This window comes from Pseudooceanicola lipolyticus (genome assembly GCF_002786325.1).
GTDB lineage: Bacteria > Pseudomonadota > Alphaproteobacteria > Rhodobacterales > Rhodobacteraceae > Pseudooceanicola_C > Pseudooceanicola_C lipolyticus.
The window spans coordinates 176,496-193,000 of sequence record NZ_PGTB01000001.1 but is presented as its reverse complement, the minus strand read 5'-3'; the positions used below and the strand labels follow the sequence as shown (position 1 = coordinate 193,000).

Below are 16,505 nucleotides of genomic sequence, written 5' to 3'. Positions count from 1 at the left end.
TCAGAATGCTAACAAGATAACTATTATGGCCCTGGATCAACGCTCTGTCCTACCGCCCGAGATGCTTTCGGTGCATGGTGCGCACCGGCTCTACACCGAAGCCATGGACGAGACCCGCCGTCTCGTCGCCAGGTTGACTTCGGAAAGCGAGAGGCTGTTCGCGATCGAGAGCGTCTACACCTCCGGTTTCGCCTCGAATTATCACAGTCATCGCCACGGCCAGGTCTCGTTTATCCGCTCTGGCTTTATTTCGATGGTGACCGACAGAACGACCTATATCGTACCCGCGGGTCACGCGATCTGGATTCCGCCGGGCGAGATGCATCTTGCGCAGGCACAGGAAGAGGTCTGTATGCTCTCGGCCTATTCGGGTTCGGATTTTCTGAACGGCCTGCCGAACCGCTGCACCGTGTTCCAGGGCTCGGATATGCTCGAGCCATTGCTCAAACGTCTTATCGTCCAGCAATTGAGGCGCCAGGAGGGGCCGCTTTACGACGCATTGCTGTTGTTATTGCATGAAGAGCTTGCCGGTTGCGGGCAACTCGATACCGCCATTCCGATGCCGTCGGACCCGCGCCTTCGTCGGGTTTGCGATGCCATCCTGACCGATCCGTCAATCACCTTGGGCAAGGAGACGCTGGCGCGTCTCGGTCACATGTCGGTACGGACGATGACACGGCTGTTCCGCCGCGACCTCGGGATGACATTCCTTGAATGGGTGCAACAAGCCTTGATTTTGACCGCCGTGGCACGGCTGTCACGCGGCGAACCGGTGGCGAATGTTGCCGGTGATCTCGGCTATGCAAGCCCCTCGGCCTTTACCGCGATGTTCCATCGACGGGTGGGGCGGAAACCGTCCGACTTTCACTACCGGCGATAGAATTTAAATCCAGCGGTTTATTGGCGCAATCCATTCGCGGCACTGGACGAAGAAGGGGCGGTTGCCACCCACCTCCGACGGCATTGCGATGTGCCTAGGTCGTGATGTTCAACGCCACGCACTGGAGAGGACGGCGAAATGTCCAATATGCTCGTTCGGGCCGACCTCGGGGCGCGCTATGCCGCTTCCCGCCCCACCGCGATCTGGCAAAGGGTAATGCGCACCACCGCCTCAATTGTTGAAACTGGCCTCCAAAGCCCGAAAACCACCGAGGAAAACCTCATTCTCAACAAACCCGTGCCAGCGCGCACTGTCGCCGTCGCCGGCCTCGAACTCTGCCCACCACTGGGCAAAGGTTTCGCCCCGGTCGGTTATCTCGGAAAATTTCATCGTCGAGACGTAATCCACGAAGGGCAGCGGCCCGCCGGGCAGCATATCGTAACTTAGACAGCGCTCCGGCTCGGAGATCGATAACAGGGTTTCGCGAATGCGGCCCGAGCCGTCGGTCAGCGCGAAGTTGCGCACGCAGCCCACCTCGCCGGCGTTGTGACCAGGTTCGATGCAAGAGTCTGTGGCCGCCGGGTGCCAATCGGGCAGGCCGTTGAAATTGCGCACCCTGTCCCAGACGCGATCGACAGGAACTGCGAGGATGGTGGAAGCATAGGCCTTGATCATGCAGTTGCCTCCTCGGTGACACGGTTGCCGCGGCGCAGACGCGTGAAAGTTTCGGTCTGCGCGGTGATCGCGCGTTCGGTTGGCAGACGCTCCATCGAGGAGGCACCGTAGAAGCCATGGCAGCCGGGGCAGAGATCAAGAAAGGCCTGTGCATCCTCGGGCTCGGCCAGCGGTCCGCCATGGGCGATGAAGATGATGTCGTCGCGGACCTCGCGGGCGGCGGCGGACCACTCCTCGAAGAGCGCGGCGCAGCCGGCGATGTCGGGCGCGGTGTCCTGCGCGCCTATGGTGCCGCCGGTGGTCAGGCCGAAATGCGCAACGATCACATCCGCACCAGCGCGGGCCATATCGCGCGCATTGTCGGCGCTGAAGACATAGGGCGTGGTCAGAAGGCCACGCTCATGTGCCGCGGCAATCATCGCCACTTCCTGGGCATAGGACATGCCGGTGGCCTCCAGTTCAGCGCGGAAGCGGCCGTCGATGATGCCCACCGTCGGAAAATTCTGCACCCCGGCAAAGCCGAGCCTTTCGAGATCGGCCAGGAACGTGTCCATCACGCAGAACGGATCAGTGGCATTGACCCCGGCCAGCACCGGCGTATCGCGTACGACAGGCAGCACCTCGCGGCCCATCTCCATCACGATCTCATTTGCGTTGCCGTAGGACATGTAGCCCGCCAGGGAGCCGCGCCCGGCCATGCGGTACCGGCCGGAATTGTAGATCACGATCAAGTCGATGCCGCCCGCCTCTTCGCATTTGGCAGAGAGCCCGGTGCCGGCGCCGCCGCCCACCAGAGTCTCGCCGGCGGCAAGTTTGGCGCGCAGCCTAGCCAGTATTTCGTCGCGTCCGGTCTTGGTCATCTCATGCGCCCCCGTCTGTGGTGATCTCGTGAAAATGGGCAACCGCCGCCTCGGCAAAGGCGGGATCGTTGATATGCAGGTCCAGCTCGACGAGCCGGCGGGTGTCGGTCTGCTGCACCGTGTCCCGCAGCGCTTGGAACAGCGCGGCATCGGCCTCGGGATCTTGAAATGCGCCCCCCTCGATATCGAGCGCCGAGACGCCGCGCAGCGGCAGCAGAAAGCGCAGAGGGCCGTGGCAGGCATTCAATTTGCGCCCGATCCAGGCGCCGATGGCGGCGCATTCCTCCGCCGTGGTGCGCATCAGCGTGACCTGCGCGTTGTGGTGATAGAAACGGCGGCCCTCAAACTCCGGCGGCACCGTTTCGGGCCCCCAGAAGTTCACCATGTCAAGCGCGCCGCAAGAGCCGACCATCGGCAGACCGTGGCGCGCCACCGCGCCCAACCTGTCCTCACCCGCACTCAGCATGCCGCCGACCAGAAGGTCGCAGACCTCGGTGGTCGTGATGTCGAGCACCCCCGCCAGACCGCCTTGGTCGATGATCTGCTCCATACAGCGCCCGCCGCTACCGGTGGCGTGAAACACCAGACAGTCATAACTCGCCTCAAGCTGTGCGGTGATCGCCTGCACCGCCGGGGTGGTGACACCGAACATCGACAGCACCACCGCTGGCTTGTCGGCTTCGGCCTCCGGCACCGGGTTGGCCATCATCCCGGCCAAAGCATGGGCCGCATTGCCCAACAGGCGCCGCGAAACGCGGTTGAGCCCGGAAACATCCGTGACCGGATGAAACATGTTGACGTCGGAGGCTCCGACATAGGCCGAGACATCGCCCGAAGCGAGCGTCGAAACCAGCACCTTGGGCAGGCCGATCGGCAGCGCCTGCATCGCCGGTGCGATGATCCCCGACCCACCAGAGCCGCCCAGCCCGATGATCCCGCCCAGGTCGTCACGCGCGGACACAAAGCCAGTCAGCGCACGGGACATCTGGGTCACCGCCCTTCCCCGGTCATTGACGAAAACCGCCGCCGGGCCCTCGGGGTGACAGGCCGCAACCTCCGCCGCCGCGACGTCGGCGTATTGCTCTCCGCCCTTGGTTCCGACATTGACCAGCACCGTGGCGATGCCCGCCTGCTCCAGCAGGTCGCGCACATAGCACAGCTCCGGCCCCTTGGTATCTGCGGTGCCGACCACATATGCCTTTTTCATGCCATTCCTCCCCTCGGTCATGCCAGTTCCAGCGCCAGGTGCCGCTTTTGCGTCGCCGTATCCTCGGCCAGTGCCCGCGCCGGCATCCGCTCGACGATTTGGCCGCCGACCATGATGGCGACGTCCTCCACTGCGCTCAGCGCCGCGTGCAGGTTCTGCTCCACCATCAACACCGCGATGCCCTCGCGTGCCACCTGTCGGACCAGCGCCACCACGTCCGACACGATAGCCGGCGCCAGCCCCTCGGTTGGCTCGTCCAACACCAGGAGCCGCGGATTGAGCAGCAGCGCGCGGGCAATCGCAAGCATCTGCTGCTCGCCCCCCGACAGCCGGTCGCCCAGGTTGCGGCGGCGCTCCTTGAGACGCGGGAAGGTCTCGTAAACCCGCTCGACATTCCAGTCACCGTCCTTTTGGGCCATGATGGCCAGATGCTCCTCGACGCTCAGCGAGCGGAAGATGCGACGGCCCTGCGGCACATAGCCGATGCCCAGGCGAGCGCGTCGCTCGGGCGTCAGCCCGGTCAGTTCAATGCCGCCCAGCCTGATGCTGCCTGAGAAATGCGGCGCGAGGCCCAGGATGGCGTTGCACAGGCTGGTTTTGCCCATGCCGTTGCGGCCGAGAATGCCCAGCGGGCGCGCGTCCACGTCCAGTGTCACATCATGCAGCACATGGCTCGACCCGTAGCTCAGGTTCAGCCCGGTGATGCGCAAGAGCGGGTCACTAGCCATGGGCACCTCCGATATAGACCTGGTGGACCTTTTCGTTTTGCATGATCGCCTCCGGCGTGCCCTCGGCAAGCATGCGGCCGTTATAGAGCACCGAAACGCTTTCGGAGGTCTGCAGGGCGATCTCCATGTCATGTTCGATCAGCACCACCGCCACATCGGTCGGGAGCGCTTTGAGCAGCGCGCTCAACTTTGGCCGTTCGGCCGGCGAAAGACCTGCCGCCGGCTCGTCAAGCAACAGGATCTGCGGGTTCTCCGCCAGGGCAATGCCGATCTCGAGCTGGCGGCGCTGGCCGTGGCTCAGATTGGCAACCTCGCGGTCGAGCAGCCCTTCAACACCGGCGACTTCGGCCAGCCGCTCCGCCTCGGCCCGGCGGGCATCGGATTGCCGCACCGGCCAAATCTGCGCCCAGCTGCCCTGTACCCCGGCCACCGCCAACAGCAAGGTGTCGCGCACGGTGAGCCCGTCGAAGAGGTGCGCGTGTTGATAGGTTCGCCGCAGCCCGCGCCGGATGCGCTTGTGAATGGGCGTGCGGGTCACATCCTGTCCGAACAGGCAGATGGTCCCGGCGGAGGGTGCAAGATCGCCGGTCAGCACATTGAACAGGCTGGTCTTGCCCGCGCCATTTGGGCCGAGAATGGCGCGGCGTTCGCCGGGGCGGACGGTGAGGCTCACGTCCTGCACCGCCCAGAACCCGCCGAAGCGCCGCCCAATGCCCCGGACTTCCAGGGCATTGGGATGGGTGTGATCGGGTCTCACGGGCACGAGGGGTTGTCCCGGCTGACGGGGCCCATGGCAAGGAATTCCTCCTTGTCCATCCCCAGGTACTGATCGACATCGCGCACCACCTTGACCACCCGGTTGCCCAAGGTGCCGTCCTCACGCTCGAAGACCTCGGTCACGAAGTTGTCGACGATGCCGTTGCGGTTTTCGTCGAGCCGCATGGTGCCCCCGGTGGGGGTGGTGAACTCCAGCTTGGCCAGCGCCTCGCGGAAAGCTTCCTGCCCGTCCGAGAGGTCACCGCCGACTTCCTCGAGTGCCAGCATCGCGGCCTTGGCACTCATGTAATAGTGGTGGCCGAAGATCGAAGGTGCAGAGAAGCCGTCCGGGAAGGCTTCGTTGTAGGACGCGGTGAAAGCCTTCCATTCCGCGCCGTCAAAATTGCTCACCGTGGGCGTGCCGGAAGGGGCGCCGATCAGCAAATTCTTGAACGGACCGTGGGAATCCAGCACCGACTGGTCGATGGTGACAGAGCTGCCGATGATCGGCTTGTCGCCACCGGCCTGGGCGTACTGCGTCAGGAAGTTGACCGCATCTGCCCCACCCAGCACCACGAAAATGGCGTCGACATCCTGCGGGATCGAATAGACGACCGAGGAGTAATCCTTGTTTCCGATCGGCGTCCAGAACTTCTCTGGCACGCGTCCACCGGCCTCGCAATACTCCGCCATGAAGCCCAACACCTGAGTGTAGGGGAAAGAGTAATCCTCGGCCACGATGGCCACGCTTTCATAGCCGAGCTCGTTATAGGCATAGTCACCCACGCCCACCATCCATTGCGCCCCGTCGCCGCCAAAGCGGAAAAAGTTCGCGGAGGCATCGCGCAGGGTGGTGTCCTGCGAGGCCGAGGAGCCATTCAGGAACGTCACCTCGGGGTAGGATTTCGACAGGTCGCGCAGAGCCAGACCTTCGGAGCCGGAGAGCGGTCCGACGATGAAGTCGACGCCGTCCTGTTCAATCAGCTTGCGCGCCGCATTTACCGCGCTGTCCGGGCTGGCGTCCGAGGACATGGTGATGACCTCGATCTCGTTTCCGTTCACTTCGCCGCCAGCCTCCATCACTGCCAGTTTGGCGCCGCGCACCCCGTCCATGCCGGGCCCGGCGAAGGCGCCTTCGAGCACCGAGATCACGCCGATCTTGATGTCCTCGGCCATAGCCGGCGCCGCGAGGCAGCAGAGCGCCAGGATCGAGGCGGCTGTCTTGAACTTGTTCATCTTGGTTCCTCCCATTTGATGAGTCAGGTCGTGGTTTTTGCGGTGGCGGGTCCGGGCCGCAGGCGCGAGACAAGCCCCGCTGCCAGGCCCTGCAGCCCGTGTGGCGCCAGCATGACGATGGCCAGCAGCACCAAACCGATCAGGGTGTTAAAGCGGTCGCGGTCAATCAGGTCGACGGCGAAGGTTTCCAGCAGCACGAAGGCGATCGCGCCAATGAAGGCCCCCGCCGGATGCCGCAGCCCGCCGATCACGCAAATGATCAGGATGTCGATGATCGGGCCCAGTCCGACCGAAAAAGACGAGATCCGCTCGTTGTACCAGACGTTGAGGATGCCCCCTGCCCCGGCCAGAAAGCCCGAAAAGGCAAAGGCCGCGACAATAGGAAGTGTCGTCGGAATGCCCAAGGCGCGCACCCGGCCCGGCGAGTCGCGCAACGCTTGGATGGTCAGCCCCAGAGGCGCGCGGACAAAGCCCGCCACGAGAGCCAGCGCCATCACCGAGACTGCGAGGCTTGTCAGGTAGAGCGGCGCCGGCGCACGTAGACTGATGCCCATGACCTCAGGGGCGCGGACACCGGAGAACCCGGTCCAGCCGTTGAACAGGGAATAGTTCTGCCGGGTGAAGTAGAAGAAGGCCACGCCGATGGCGAGCGTGATCATGATTGCGTAGATGCCGCGCGAGCGCCGTGCGATCAGGCCGGTCAGCGCGCCGGTCAGCGTCGCCAGCGCCAGCGCCAACGGGATCGACAGCCAGAACGGCAGTTCGCGCCCGACCTCCACCGTATTCGGCCCGAAAAAGGCGATGGTATAGCCCCCGACACCCGCCATCATCGCTTGGGCAAAGGAGACGACACCCAGATAGGTCGCGAGAAAGCTGAGGCTTAACGCGGTGATGCCGAGGATCAGCGCCCGCGTGGCGACCTGGGTCAGCCAAAAATCGTTCAGCAAAAAGGGCAGCGACAGCAGCCCGATCAGGAGCGGAGCATATTTCATGCCTCAGCCTTTCCCATCAGCCCCTGCGGCCGCACCGCCAAGACCAGAACCATGATTGCAAAGGTGAAAACCGCGCCATAGGTCGGCGCATAGGCCAGACCGTATTGCTCGGCGAGCCCGACCAGAAGCGCACCCAGAGCCGCGCCGCCGACCGACCCCATGCCGCCGACGATGACCACGACCAGCGAGGACAGCAGGAATTGCAGATCGGTGCCTGGCGCGATCGACAGCGCCGAGGCCGCCACCACGCCAGCCATGCCCGCCAACATTCCGCCCAACGCGAAGACGCCGATGAAGATCCGTTCGATCGGGAAGCCAAGCGCCCGCAGCATTGCCTGGTCGTCGACACCGGCGCGGATCACGGCGCCAAACCGCGTCTTCTGGATCAGCAGCCAAAGCGCCACGCCGGTGACCAGCGCAAACCCCATCAGAGCCAGGCGAATGCTGGCATACCCCACCCCAAGCAGCGGCAGGCGCTGGCCGCCCGCAAGCATCTCTGGCAGCTCCACCTGATAGGTGATCCCGCCCCAATACCAGAGCATCAGATCGGCCATGATGATCGAGATCGCGATCGAGGCGAGGGTCTGGCGCAGCTCGTCGCCCTGCATCCAACCCAGCACCCCGAACTGCACCAGCGCCCCCGCGAAGGCCGCCACAAGGCCGCCGCCCAGCACCCCCAGCCCCCAGAGGCCGGTGGCTTCGGTCACGCTGAAGCCCACATAGCCTCCCAGTAGCAACAAGGCGCCATGCGCCATGTTGATGGTGCGCATTAACCCGAAGATCAGGCTGAAGCCGCTGGCGGCCAGAAAATAGAGCGCCGCCAGCGTCAGGCCGTTCAGCGTCACGATGAAGAATAGTGTCATTGTGCCTCCCCTGGTTTGGTATTGGACAGCCCAAGGCGGCATGCAACAACGGTAGGACGCGCGCCTTCACGGAAAAATATTTCATTATTTTCAGTAACTTATGACGATGGCGCCCGGCGCGCCACCACCAATCTCGGTACTTTTCAGAAATTGCTTCCGAATTATGCTGAAACCTGCTGAACTGCCGGCATGCAGCATTTCATCATCACCGGCCATGACGCCCCCCGCACCGACGGCCTCGACACAATCTTCTGTCCCTGCCTCGTCGGGCTGACGGAAACCCAGGCCGATCTGGCCTTTGTCATGCCGCGGATGGACCACAACCGCGTCCTGCGCGAGACACCGGGCCATGGCCGCTGGGCCGGTGTGCTGGCGAGCGATCCCTTTGGCACCGAGGCGGCCTTTCACGCGGCCCTGCGCGCAGCCGGGTATCGCGGCGTGACGAATTGGCCCTCGTCGATCCTGCTGGAAGGCACCACGCGGCAATCCATGTCCACCATCCCGGCCACCCCGGAATTCGAATACGGCTATCTCGCCCGGGCCGCCCAGGCCGGATTTGAGACGATGGCCTTCTTCGTCTCGCTCGATCAGGCGCGCCAGGCGCTTGATGCCGGTCTGCAACGGCTGGTGCTGCACCCCGGCCTGCACGACGCCCCGGATTTGGCGAGGGAGGGCATCTACCGTGCCGCGCTGCAATCCATCGTCGATGCGATCCGCCGCGAAAAGCCGAAGTCCGAGATCCTGGCCTATACCTCTGCCCTGCACGATGACCAGCTGGGGCTACACCGGTTGAAGGTCGACGGCTTCGTCCACCTGGAGGTCGCCCCGACATGAGCCGCGATTTTCGTTTCGGTGCCGTGGTCGGCTCGGGCATGACGGCACAGGCCGCCGACAGCGCCGGGGCCGATTACCTGCTGGCGCTCAATGCCGGGCGGTTCCGGGTACAGGGCGCCTCCTCGCTCACATCCTACCTCCCGGTGCGCTCGGCAAATGACTGGGTCTTCGAATTTGCCGAACGCGAGATCCTCGGGCGATGCAAGGCGCCGGTCTTTGCCGGGCTCAGCGTATCGGACCCCGGGCTCGACATCGCGGCGCTGGTCGACAGGACCCGCGAGCTGGGATTTTCCGGCGTCTGCAACTTCCCTCCGACCTCGCTGCTCGACGGCCGCATTGCCACCGTGCTCGACCGGGAGGGACTGGGCTTTGACCGCGAGCTCGAACTGGTGCGCCAGGCCTCTGCCCGCGGGCTGCAGGCGCTGGCGCACGTGGTGTCGAACGCGCAGGCACATGCGATGGTGCAGGCAGGTGCCGGCACCATTTGCGTCAATATCGGCTTTACCGGCGGCAGCACCGGCGTTTCCACGCGCTGGAGCGTGGAAAGCGCGGCGGCCCAGATCAACCGCATCCTCGCTGGTATCCCGGCCCCGATCGAAAAGCTCTGCATCGGCGGCCCCATTACCTCGCCGGAAAAGGCATTGGCGGTGACCCGGATCAGCCGCGCCCAGGGCTATATCGCCGGCTCGACGCTGGACCGCATCCCGCTGGAACAGACGCTGCGGGACGTGGCCGAAAGCTTCAAGGCGATCCCACGGCTTGCCGCAGTCGAGGCGGCCGAAACCACGGCAGACGCCGCGCTGGTCGGATCGTCGCATTCGATGCAGGAGGCGCGGCGCAGGCTGCGCGATCTTGCGCACCGCGACGACCCGGTGCTGATCCGCGGCGAAACCGGCACCGGCAAGACGCTGGCGGCACGGGTGCTGCACGGTTCCGGGCGCCGCACCCGCCGTGCGCCGGTGGTGATCGACTGCCCCAGCCTGACGGAGCAGGACGGCAGCGCCCTGCTGCTCGGCACGGCCACTTCGCGAGGTGCGCTGGAGCTGGCCTCTGGCGGAACAGCCATCCTCGAAGAGGTCGTCGCCCTCTCCCCTGGACATCAGGGCCAGCTGCTACGCTTCGCTGACGAGGGCCTGATACAGCGCATCGGCGAGACCTCTGCGCGGCAGGTGCGCGCCAGGATCATCGCCACCAGCTCAATTGACCCCCGCAGCAGCGATCACTTCCGCCGCGATCTCTACTTCCGGCTCGCCGCCGAAGAGCTGGCCCTGCCGCCGCTGCGTGAGCGCCCTGACGACATCCCGGAACTGGCGCTGCATTTCGGCCGCGAGGCTCTGGGCGACACGCCACGCTTTACCAATGCCGCCCTGCGCCGGTTGCTCGAATATGACTGGCCGGGCAACGTCAGAGAGCTGCGCCACATCGTTCGTCGCGCCATCAACAGCGCCGATGGCATCGTCGGCCAGCGCCACCTCGGCCCCCTTGATCAGAACATCCTTTCCGATGTGAACACCGGCTTGCCACAGGCAGGGGCCGAGCGTCCCAGAACCGAACGGGACTGGATTGCCGACGCCTTGTTGCGCAATGGGTTCCACCGGGGAAAGACGGCACAAGAACTCGGAATGAGCACTCGAACGCTTTACAACAAAATCAACAAATATCGCTTGGAGGTGTGACGCTGTCCGCCTGAGCCGCAGATGCCAAAAGGCTGGAGCAGTTGGAGTAAGTCGACTCCCATACCTCGGGTAGACTGAGCTGATCGCCATGGCGCCCTCCCCCTCGCGTTCAGGGCAGAGCCGTTCAGGATCTTCCTGCGCTTCGGTCGCTGCGCGCCAGGTGGCGTTCCAGCCTGCGCACGCCAAAAGAGGCCAGAAGAATGAGCACGAGATATTCCAACACAAGCAGGCTGTAGATCTCCAGCGGCCGGTATTCGACCACCACAAGCTCGTTGGCTCTGCGCGTCAATTCGCTGTAGCCGATAACCGAGAGCAGCGAGGATGCCTTCAGCATGTAGACGAACTGGTTCCCCAGCGGCGGCAGAACACGCCTCACGGCCTGGGGAAGGACGACAAAGCGCAGCTTGTCGGCATAGCTCAGCCCCAGCGCGTCGGCCGCCTCGCGCTGGCCTTCCTCGACCGATTGCAGCCCGGCGCGGAAGATTTCGGCCTCGAAGGCGCTGTCGCAGAGCGCCAGTGCGATCACCCCCGCGACGAACACGCTCAGCTGCAATCCGGTCAAGACAGGCACGCCGTAGTACACCCACAGGATCAGCACCAGCATCGGCACGGCGCGAAACAGCTCGACATAGGCACGGTTGAGAAACAGCAGGTAGCGGTTCGAAGACAGTGCCGGCAAAGCGAAGATCAAGCCGAGAAGCACCGAAAGCGTGATTGATACCAGCGCCACGGAGATGGTCGAGAAGACGCCGTTGAGCAGGAACTGCACGTTCGTCAGGCCGCGTGCATCAAACGGCGACACCACGTGCCAGCCCCAAGTGTAATTGCTTTGCGCGCACCCGCCCAGTAACAGCAGGGCGGCACCGATGACGGCAAGCCGAACGGGGTTTTGCAAACGTCACATCCTTCAGTGTGAAAGTATCTGGTCGAGGAACAGCCGCGTCCGCGGGTTTTCCGGCGCGTCGAAGAACTGCAACGCCGGTGCCTTTTCCACGATCCGACCCTGGTCCATGAAAACCATCGTGTCGGCCACCTTGCGCGCGAACCCCATCTCGTGGGTGACGCAAATCATTGTCATGCCTTCACGCGCGAGTTCCACCATCACATCCAGAACTTCGCTGATCATTTCCGGGTCCAGCGCCGATGTCGGCTCGTCAAAGAGCAGGATGCGCGGCTTCATGCAAAGGGCCCGCGCAATCGCCACCCGCTGCTGCTGTCCGCCCGAAAGCTGCGCCGGATACTTGTGCGCCTGCTCTGGAATTCGCACCCGCTCCAACAGAGCCAGCGCCATAGCTTCGGCCGCCGCCCGGCTTGTACCGCGTACCCGCATCGGAGCGAGTACGAGGTTTTCAAGCACGGTCATATGCGGAAACAGGTTGAACTGCTGGAAGACCATGCCGACGTCCTTGCGGATCGCAGCAAGGTGCTTGGTATCGCCATCAAGTTCGATCCCGTCCACGACGATTTGCCCGCTGCTGTGAGCCTCCAGCCGGTTGATACAACGGATCAGCGTCGACTTGCCCGAGCCCGACGGCCCGCAGATGATGACTTTTTCACCGGACTGCACTTCGAGATCTATGTCTTTTAGCGCCTCGTAATCGCCATAGGACTTGTGCACCGAGGTCAGCCGGACGGCGATGTTCGTGTCCGAAGTCACCGGAATGCCCTCACCGAGACCTCGACCAGGATGTCGGGGTGCCAGAAGTTCGCGCAGCCGATGAACGACAGCACCGGGCGAATGGTCTCCGGCACCATGTCGCGATGCGCCCTCGCGGCAATTTCGTATTGCGCCGTGTCCAGAAGCCACACATCGCAGCGCACCAGATCCTCGGGCGTGTATCCGGCGGTCTTCATGGTTTCGAGGATGATTTCATAACACCGGACGGTCTGAGCGTAGAGATCACCCTTGCCGATGATGGTGCCGTCCGGGTTGGAGGGCGACGTGAGGCAGGTCTCGAAAATGCCGCCATAGCTGACCCCTCGGGAGTGACGATGCGTCACTTCCCAAGGGCGGTTCGACGAATAGGTTTCGATTTTCGGGTTCATGGTCTTGGTCACTTCAAGCCGCGGAGGGGCTTACTGCTTTAGCACGACGCCCCATTTCTCGTTGAGTTCGTCGAAATATCCCGCGGTCTGTTTGAGGAACACCCAGTTGTTTACATAGTTAAGCCAGATCTGATCGTCGATCGGCGTGAGAAAGGCCATCGGCAGCGCGCTGCGGGCCTGATCTGGAAAGATCATTTGGATCTGTTCGTAACGCTCCTGCAGGCCCGATGCCTCGACCAGTGTGGTCACGGTGTAATCCGACCGCCCGGCGAGAACCTCCTGCCAGCCATTGCCCGGGCTTTCGACGCTGCGAACATTCGCATTGGGCAACTCGGCGCGGATATAGTCTTCCATCGTGGTGCCGAGCGTGACACCCGCGGTCACGTCCGGGCTGTTGAGATCGTCCCAAGAGCTGAACTTGTCCGCGTTCTGCTTGAGGATGATCGGCACGAAGCCGTTGATGCCCCATGGGGTGCTCATACCCACGACCTTGGCTCGAGACAGGCTCATCGAGGTACCGCTCATCGCGATATCGTAGCGCCCTGCCTGTATGCCGGTGATCATTGTCTTCCAATCCGTGGTGACGAATTCGACTTCCACGCCAAGGTCCTTGGCAAGCTCTCGCGCCGCGTCGATCTGATGGCCGATGAACTCGTCTTCACCGACCTCGCGGAAGGTCATCGGGTAATAGTCCCCGGTGGTTCCCACCCGCAACACACCTTGCGACTGGATTTTGTCGAGCAGCGAGGTCTGTTCCGTCGCCTGGGCGCGGGCCTCGCCGCCCGGAATGGTCAGGCCAAGGCAAAGTGCGCCGGCAAGCGCACCGAACAGCAGAGTCCGTCTGGGGAATGTCATCATGTCGTCTCCTTGTTGGCGAGCCGGCCATTGGTTTCTACTTTACGGGCCGGATTGATTGAAATGGTCGTTTGGGTCTTGGCGTCAGCGGATCAAGGCAGCGCCCCGTCCTGCACCTCTGTCATCTGCGCACTTTCCCCCGCGATCAATTTCTCCATGCCGAGCCGGAAAAGTTTCGCCCCGGCATCGAGGCCGAGGTCCAGCGACGGGCTGGCCTTGTGCTTCATGCCCCAATGCACCTTCTCAAGGACTGCACGGTCTTCCTCGAATGCGATCCGGGCGCCGGCATTCATCTTCTCGGAAATAGCCTTGTCCGTTGCATCCGTATTGCGGTGCTGGAACCAAAAGTAACGTGTCCTGTCCGCGTCTATCGGCGTCATGAAGTTATACGAGATGTTGATGTAGGTGAGCGCAACCGCCTTGGAGCCATCTCCTCCGGTCCCGGCCGGCGTGTAGACGGACTTGTTGATACCGATGCCCGGGTAGATCATCTCGTAATGCTGCAGCCTGTCGCAAGCGCCTTTGAACTTGAGCAGCGGCGCATAGTACGGGCTGGGTTTCGTTCCCATGATCCAGCGATGGACCAGCACCCCGTTTCCACGCCGCGCCACCGTCAGGGGTTCGCTATCCGTGCCCGCCCCGGCAAAGGAAGACACGTGCACCCAGGCCACGTGGCTGGGATCCAACAGGTTGTCGCAGACCCACAGGTAGTTGCAATCGATGTCAATTGTCCCGCCGTCGGTCTGCCCCCACTCGGGATTATCGAACTCCTCGATTTCGACAATTTTCTCCGGGTCCGCCAGGTCCGGATCGCCCATCCAGATCCAAAGAAGCCGGTAGCGTTCGACAACCGGATAACTGCGCACGCGCGCACGACGCGGGATGTTGTCGGGCTGCGTCGGCGCGGCGACGCAGGCCCCGGAACAATCAAACGTCAGGCCGTGATAGCCGCATTCCACCGTATCGCCACGCAGCGCACCCTCGGACAGTGGCAGCTTGCGGTGCGGGCAGGCGTTCTCGAGCGCCACGGCGCTCCCGTTGGTCCTGCGGAAAATGACAATCTCGTCACCAAGAATCGTCCGGGCGCTCAGCTGACGCCCGAAATCCGCGCCCCATCCGGCGACATACCAGCAATTTCTCAGAAACATGCACCTTACCCGCTGCGAGACAGGATCAGTGTGCCGGGTCCGAGACGCTCACTAAAATAGCCGATGCTTAATGTGTTGCATTAGCAGAGCTTAACATTGCTTCGCTGCGTGAACTGCGCGACTCCTCCAGCAGCCACGCGCGGAAGCTCTGCAAACGGGCCGACCGGAGCGCATTCCGGTTGCAGACCAACCAGTAGGAGTATTGTGATGGCACCTCGTGCCGAAGTGGCGCCACCAGGCGACCGTCCGCCAGCGCCGCCTCGACAAGCGGCGAACGTCCCAGCGCCACGCCGTAGCCCTCGATCGCCGCCTGAACCACCATGTTCGATTGCCCGAACTGGCGCATGTTCTGCGGCTTCGGCAGGCTGATCCCGGCCGCCTCGGCCCAGTAGGACCACGTCGGCGGCTCGCCACCGCAATCGGCCACATCGTCGATGAGAAGCGTATGCCGCGCAAGGTCGCCCGGAGTCTCCAGCGGCGGCCCTTCCGTCAGCAAACGCGGCGCGCAGACCGGCACCAATGTCTCGGGCAACAGTTTCTCAACGTGCATCCCGCGATAGCTGCCCAGACCATAGCGAATTGATAGGTCCCAGTCCCCCGCGGCGAGGTCGCCGCCCGAGACGTTGGTATTGATCGAAACCGACAGTTGCGGGTTCTGCTCGTCGAAGCGGATCAGCCGCGGGAACAGCCAGTTCACCGCGAACCCTGGCAGCGAAGCGACCACAATCGTCGCGTTCTTCTGCCTGCGGCTCTGGATTTGCGAACACAGATCGGAAATCTGACCGAGACCGCTGGCGATCGTCCGGGCCAGCATGGCCCCATCGTCGGTCGGACGGCTGCCCGATCGGCTGCGCACCAGAAGACTGCACCCGGTCCATTCCTCCAGCGCCTTGATCTGCTGGCTGACCGCGCTTTGCGTCACGTTCAGCTCTTCGGCGGCGCGGCTGATGCTCCCGAGGCGCGCAACGCATTCGAAACTGCGAAGCGTGGTAAAGGGCAGATTTCGAATCATATTAGGCCACCTAATGTTTAGGATTATGCTTTTTTGCTGATCCGCTTGGGTCAACCGCATTATCCTTGCCGATACCAAGAAATCGGCCGGCGCCCTCCCGAACGGCCCGGACATGCAACACTAACAGGCGAATCCGCCTAACGGGAGCGTGGGAATGGGCGCATGGATCAGAATGATTCCGGACGACGAGGCGGGGCCGGACTTGCGTGAGGTGCTCGATCTAGCCCGCACACCCCACGGAACTGTCGACAATGTGATGCGCGTGCATTCGCTCCGTCCCAGCACGATGCGCGGCCATGTCATCCTCTACCGCGCCGCATTGCATGACGACTCCAACGCCCTGCCGACTTGGTTGCAGGAAGTCGTCAGTGCCTGGGTCTCGACGCTCAACGCCTGTCCCTATTCCTTCGCCAATCACTGGGCGAACGCCGCGCATTTGATCGGTGACGCAGAGCGGGCAGACGCCATTCGTGCCGCGCTGGACGCGGGCCAACCCGAAACCGTGTTCGAAGGTCGCGAACTGGCGATCCTGCGCTATGCCGAAAAGCTCACGCTGAACCCCGGAAACATGGTCGAGGCGGATGTCGTCGCGCTGCGCGACGCCGGGCTTGACGATGGCGAGATCCTCGAAGTGAACCAGATCGTCGGCTATTTCAACTACGCGAACCGCCTGCTCAACGGCCTCGGCGTGACCACTGACGGCGATGTTATCGGCTATTACAAGGCGACGTGAAACC

Annotated in this window: 18 protein-coding genes; 4 read left to right on the top strand and 14 right to left on the bottom strand. The window is 63.3% G+C overall.

Annotated features, from left to right (window positions below; translation table 11 throughout):
• The first annotated feature begins 25 nt into the window (after nt 1–25).
• The gene (locus CVM52_RS00950) at nt 26–880 is read left to right on the top strand and encodes an AraC family transcriptional regulator (RefSeq protein WP_100160851.1); all 855 of its coding nucleotides are present in this window, start codon (nt 26–28) and stop codon (nt 878–880) included.
• Between the two features lie 231 nt (nt 881–1,111).
• On the opposite strand, the gene CVM52_RS00945 is transcribed toward CVM52_RS00950, so the two are convergent.
• The 8 genes from CVM52_RS00945 to CVM52_RS00910 are packed head-to-tail and all read right to left on the bottom strand — an operon-like array spanning nt 1,112 to nt 8,197.
• On the bottom strand, nt 1,112–1,555 hold the full coding sequence (locus CVM52_RS00945) for an SRPBCC family protein (RefSeq protein ID WP_100160850.1): 444 nt from the start codon (nt 1,553–1,555) through the stop codon (nt 1,112–1,114).
• On the bottom strand, nt 1,552–2,415 hold the full coding sequence (locus CVM52_RS00940) for a phosphoenolpyruvate hydrolase family protein (protein WP_100160849.1): 864 nt from the start codon (nt 2,413–2,415) through the stop codon (nt 1,552–1,554). The genes CVM52_RS00945 and CVM52_RS00940 overlap by 4 nt, the downstream gene beginning before the upstream one ends.
• A 1-nt stretch (nt 2,416) precedes the next feature.
• Nucleotides 2,417–3,622: a Tm-1-like ATP-binding domain-containing protein gene (locus CVM52_RS00935; RefSeq protein ID WP_100160848.1), complete on the bottom strand. Its 1,206-nt coding sequence runs from the start codon at nt 3,620–3,622 to the stop codon at nt 2,417–2,419.
• Nucleotides 3,623–3,639: 17 nt separating this feature from the next.
• Nucleotides 3,640–4,350 (bottom strand): ABC transporter ATP-binding protein, encoded by a 711-nt coding sequence (locus CVM52_RS00930; protein ID WP_100160909.1) that lies wholly within the window; start codon nt 4,348–4,350, stop codon nt 3,640–3,642.
• Nucleotides 4,343–5,113, bottom strand: a complete 771-nt coding sequence (locus CVM52_RS00925; protein WP_100160847.1) for an ABC transporter ATP-binding protein — start codon at nt 5,111–5,113, stop codon at nt 4,343–4,345. Before CVM52_RS00925 ends, CVM52_RS00930 begins: the two co-directional genes overlap by 8 nt.
• A complete protein-coding gene (locus tag CVM52_RS00920; RefSeq protein WP_100160908.1) occupies nt 5,104–6,342 on the bottom strand; it encodes an ABC transporter substrate-binding protein in 1,239 nt (412 codons plus the stop codon). Before CVM52_RS00920 ends, CVM52_RS00925 begins: the two co-directional genes overlap by 10 nt.
• Before the next feature lie 23 nt (nt 6,343–6,365).
• A complete protein-coding gene (locus tag CVM52_RS00915; protein WP_100160846.1) occupies nt 6,366–7,334 on the bottom strand; it encodes a branched-chain amino acid ABC transporter permease in 969 nt (322 codons plus the stop codon).
• A complete protein-coding gene (locus CVM52_RS00910) occupies nt 7,331–8,197 on the bottom strand; it encodes a branched-chain amino acid ABC transporter permease (protein ID WP_100160845.1) in 867 nt (288 codons plus the stop codon). The genes CVM52_RS00915 and CVM52_RS00910 overlap by 4 nt, the downstream gene beginning before the upstream one ends.
• Before the next feature lie 189 nt (nt 8,198–8,386).
• Between CVM52_RS00910 and CVM52_RS00905 the strand changes: the two genes are divergently transcribed.
• Together CVM52_RS00905 and CVM52_RS00900 are read left to right on the top strand one after the other, a co-directional pair.
• On the top strand, nt 8,387–9,031 hold the full coding sequence (locus tag CVM52_RS00905) for a phosphoenolpyruvate hydrolase family protein (RefSeq protein WP_100160844.1): 645 nt from the start codon (nt 8,387–8,389) through the stop codon (nt 9,029–9,031).
• Complete coding sequence (locus CVM52_RS00900) at nt 9,028–10,707, top strand: phosphoenolpyruvate hydrolase family protein (protein WP_100160843.1); 1,680 nt, start codon at nt 9,028–9,030, stop codon at nt 10,705–10,707. Before CVM52_RS00905 ends, CVM52_RS00900 begins: the two co-directional genes overlap by 4 nt.
• A 124-nt stretch (nt 10,708–10,831) precedes the next feature.
• Here the strand turns inward: CVM52_RS00900 and CVM52_RS00895 are convergent, their stop codons facing one another.
• From CVM52_RS00895 to CVM52_RS00870, 6 genes are all read right to left on the bottom strand, one after another.
• Nucleotides 10,832–11,602 (bottom strand): amino acid ABC transporter permease, encoded by a 771-nt coding sequence (locus tag CVM52_RS00895; RefSeq protein ID WP_205964840.1) that lies wholly within the window; start codon nt 11,600–11,602, stop codon nt 10,832–10,834.
• A 12-nt stretch (nt 11,603–11,614) separates the two neighbouring features.
• Complete coding sequence (locus CVM52_RS00890; protein ID WP_370741351.1) at nt 11,615–12,370, bottom strand: amino acid ABC transporter ATP-binding protein; 756 nt, start codon at nt 12,368–12,370, stop codon at nt 11,615–11,617.
• The gene (locus CVM52_RS00885) at nt 12,361–12,765 is read right to left on the bottom strand and encodes a Rid family hydrolase (RefSeq protein WP_100160842.1); all 405 of its coding nucleotides are present in this window, start codon (nt 12,763–12,765) and stop codon (nt 12,361–12,363) included. The genes CVM52_RS00890 and CVM52_RS00885 overlap by 10 nt, the downstream gene beginning before the upstream one ends.
• An 18-nt stretch (nt 12,766–12,783) precedes the next feature.
• Nucleotides 12,784–13,608 (bottom strand): transporter substrate-binding domain-containing protein, encoded by an 825-nt coding sequence (locus CVM52_RS00880; protein WP_172720874.1) that lies wholly within the window; start codon nt 13,606–13,608, stop codon nt 12,784–12,786.
• 92 nt (nt 13,609–13,700) lie between these two features.
• Nucleotides 13,701–14,756, bottom strand: a complete 1,056-nt coding sequence (locus CVM52_RS00875) for an aromatic ring-hydroxylating dioxygenase subunit alpha (RefSeq protein WP_100160840.1) — start codon at nt 14,754–14,756, stop codon at nt 13,701–13,703.
• 67 nt (nt 14,757–14,823) lie between these two features.
• Complete coding sequence (locus CVM52_RS00870) at nt 14,824–15,822, bottom strand: LysR substrate-binding domain-containing protein (RefSeq protein ID WP_240620814.1); 999 nt, start codon at nt 15,820–15,822, stop codon at nt 14,824–14,826.
• A gap of 100 nt (nt 15,823–15,922) precedes the next feature.
• On the opposite strand from CVM52_RS00870, the gene CVM52_RS00865 reads away from it, so the two are divergent.
• The gene (locus tag CVM52_RS00865) at nt 15,923–16,501 is read left to right on the top strand and encodes a carboxymuconolactone decarboxylase family protein (RefSeq protein WP_100160838.1); all 579 of its coding nucleotides are present in this window, start codon (nt 15,923–15,925) and stop codon (nt 16,499–16,501) included.
• Nucleotides 16,502–16,505 lie beyond the last annotated feature (4 nt).

What these genes read in the sequence shown, in the direction of transcription:
- CVM52_RS00950 (WP_100160851.1), top strand. Translation starts at nt 26, where the DNA reads ATGGCCCTGGATCAACGCTCTGTCCTACCGCCCGAGATGCTTTCGGTG.
- CVM52_RS00945 (WP_100160850.1), bottom strand. Translation starts at nt 1,555, where the DNA reads ATGATCAAGGCCTATGCTTCCACCATCCTCGCAGTTCCTGTCGATCGC.
- CVM52_RS00940 (WP_100160849.1), bottom strand. Translation starts at nt 2,415, where the DNA reads ATGACCAAGACCGGACGCGACGAAATACTGGCTAGGCTGCGCGCCAAA.
- CVM52_RS00935 (WP_100160848.1), bottom strand. Translation starts at nt 3,622, where the DNA reads ATGAAAAAGGCATATGTGGTCGGCACCGCAGATACCAAGGGGCCGGAG.
- CVM52_RS00930 (WP_100160909.1), bottom strand. Translation starts at nt 4,350, where the DNA reads ATGGCTAGTGACCCGCTCTTGCGCATCACCGGGCTGAACCTGAGCTAC.
- CVM52_RS00920 (WP_100160908.1), bottom strand. Translation starts at nt 6,342, where the DNA reads ATGAACAAGTTCAAGACAGCCGCCTCGATCCTGGCGCTCTGCTGCCTC.
- CVM52_RS00915 (WP_100160846.1), bottom strand. Translation starts at nt 7,334, where the DNA reads ATGAAATATGCTCCGCTCCTGATCGGGCTGCTGTCGCTGCCCTTTTTG.
- CVM52_RS00910 (WP_100160845.1), bottom strand. Translation starts at nt 8,197, where the DNA reads ATGACACTATTCTTCATCGTGACGCTGAACGGCCTGACGCTGGCGGCG.
- CVM52_RS00905 (WP_100160844.1), top strand. Translation starts at nt 8,387, where the DNA reads ATGCAGCATTTCATCATCACCGGCCATGACGCCCCCCGCACCGACGGC.
- CVM52_RS00900 (WP_100160843.1), top strand. Translation starts at nt 9,028, where the DNA reads ATGAGCCGCGATTTTCGTTTCGGTGCCGTGGTCGGCTCGGGCATGACG.
- CVM52_RS00880 (WP_172720874.1), bottom strand. Translation starts at nt 13,608, where the DNA reads ATGACATTCCCCAGACGGACTCTGCTGTTCGGTGCGCTTGCCGGCGCA.
- CVM52_RS00875 (WP_100160840.1), bottom strand. Translation starts at nt 14,756, where the DNA reads ATGTTTCTGAGAAATTGCTGGTATGTCGCCGGATGGGGCGCGGATTTC.
- CVM52_RS00865 (WP_100160838.1), top strand. Translation starts at nt 15,923, where the DNA reads ATGGGCGCATGGATCAGAATGATTCCGGACGACGAGGCGGGGCCGGAC.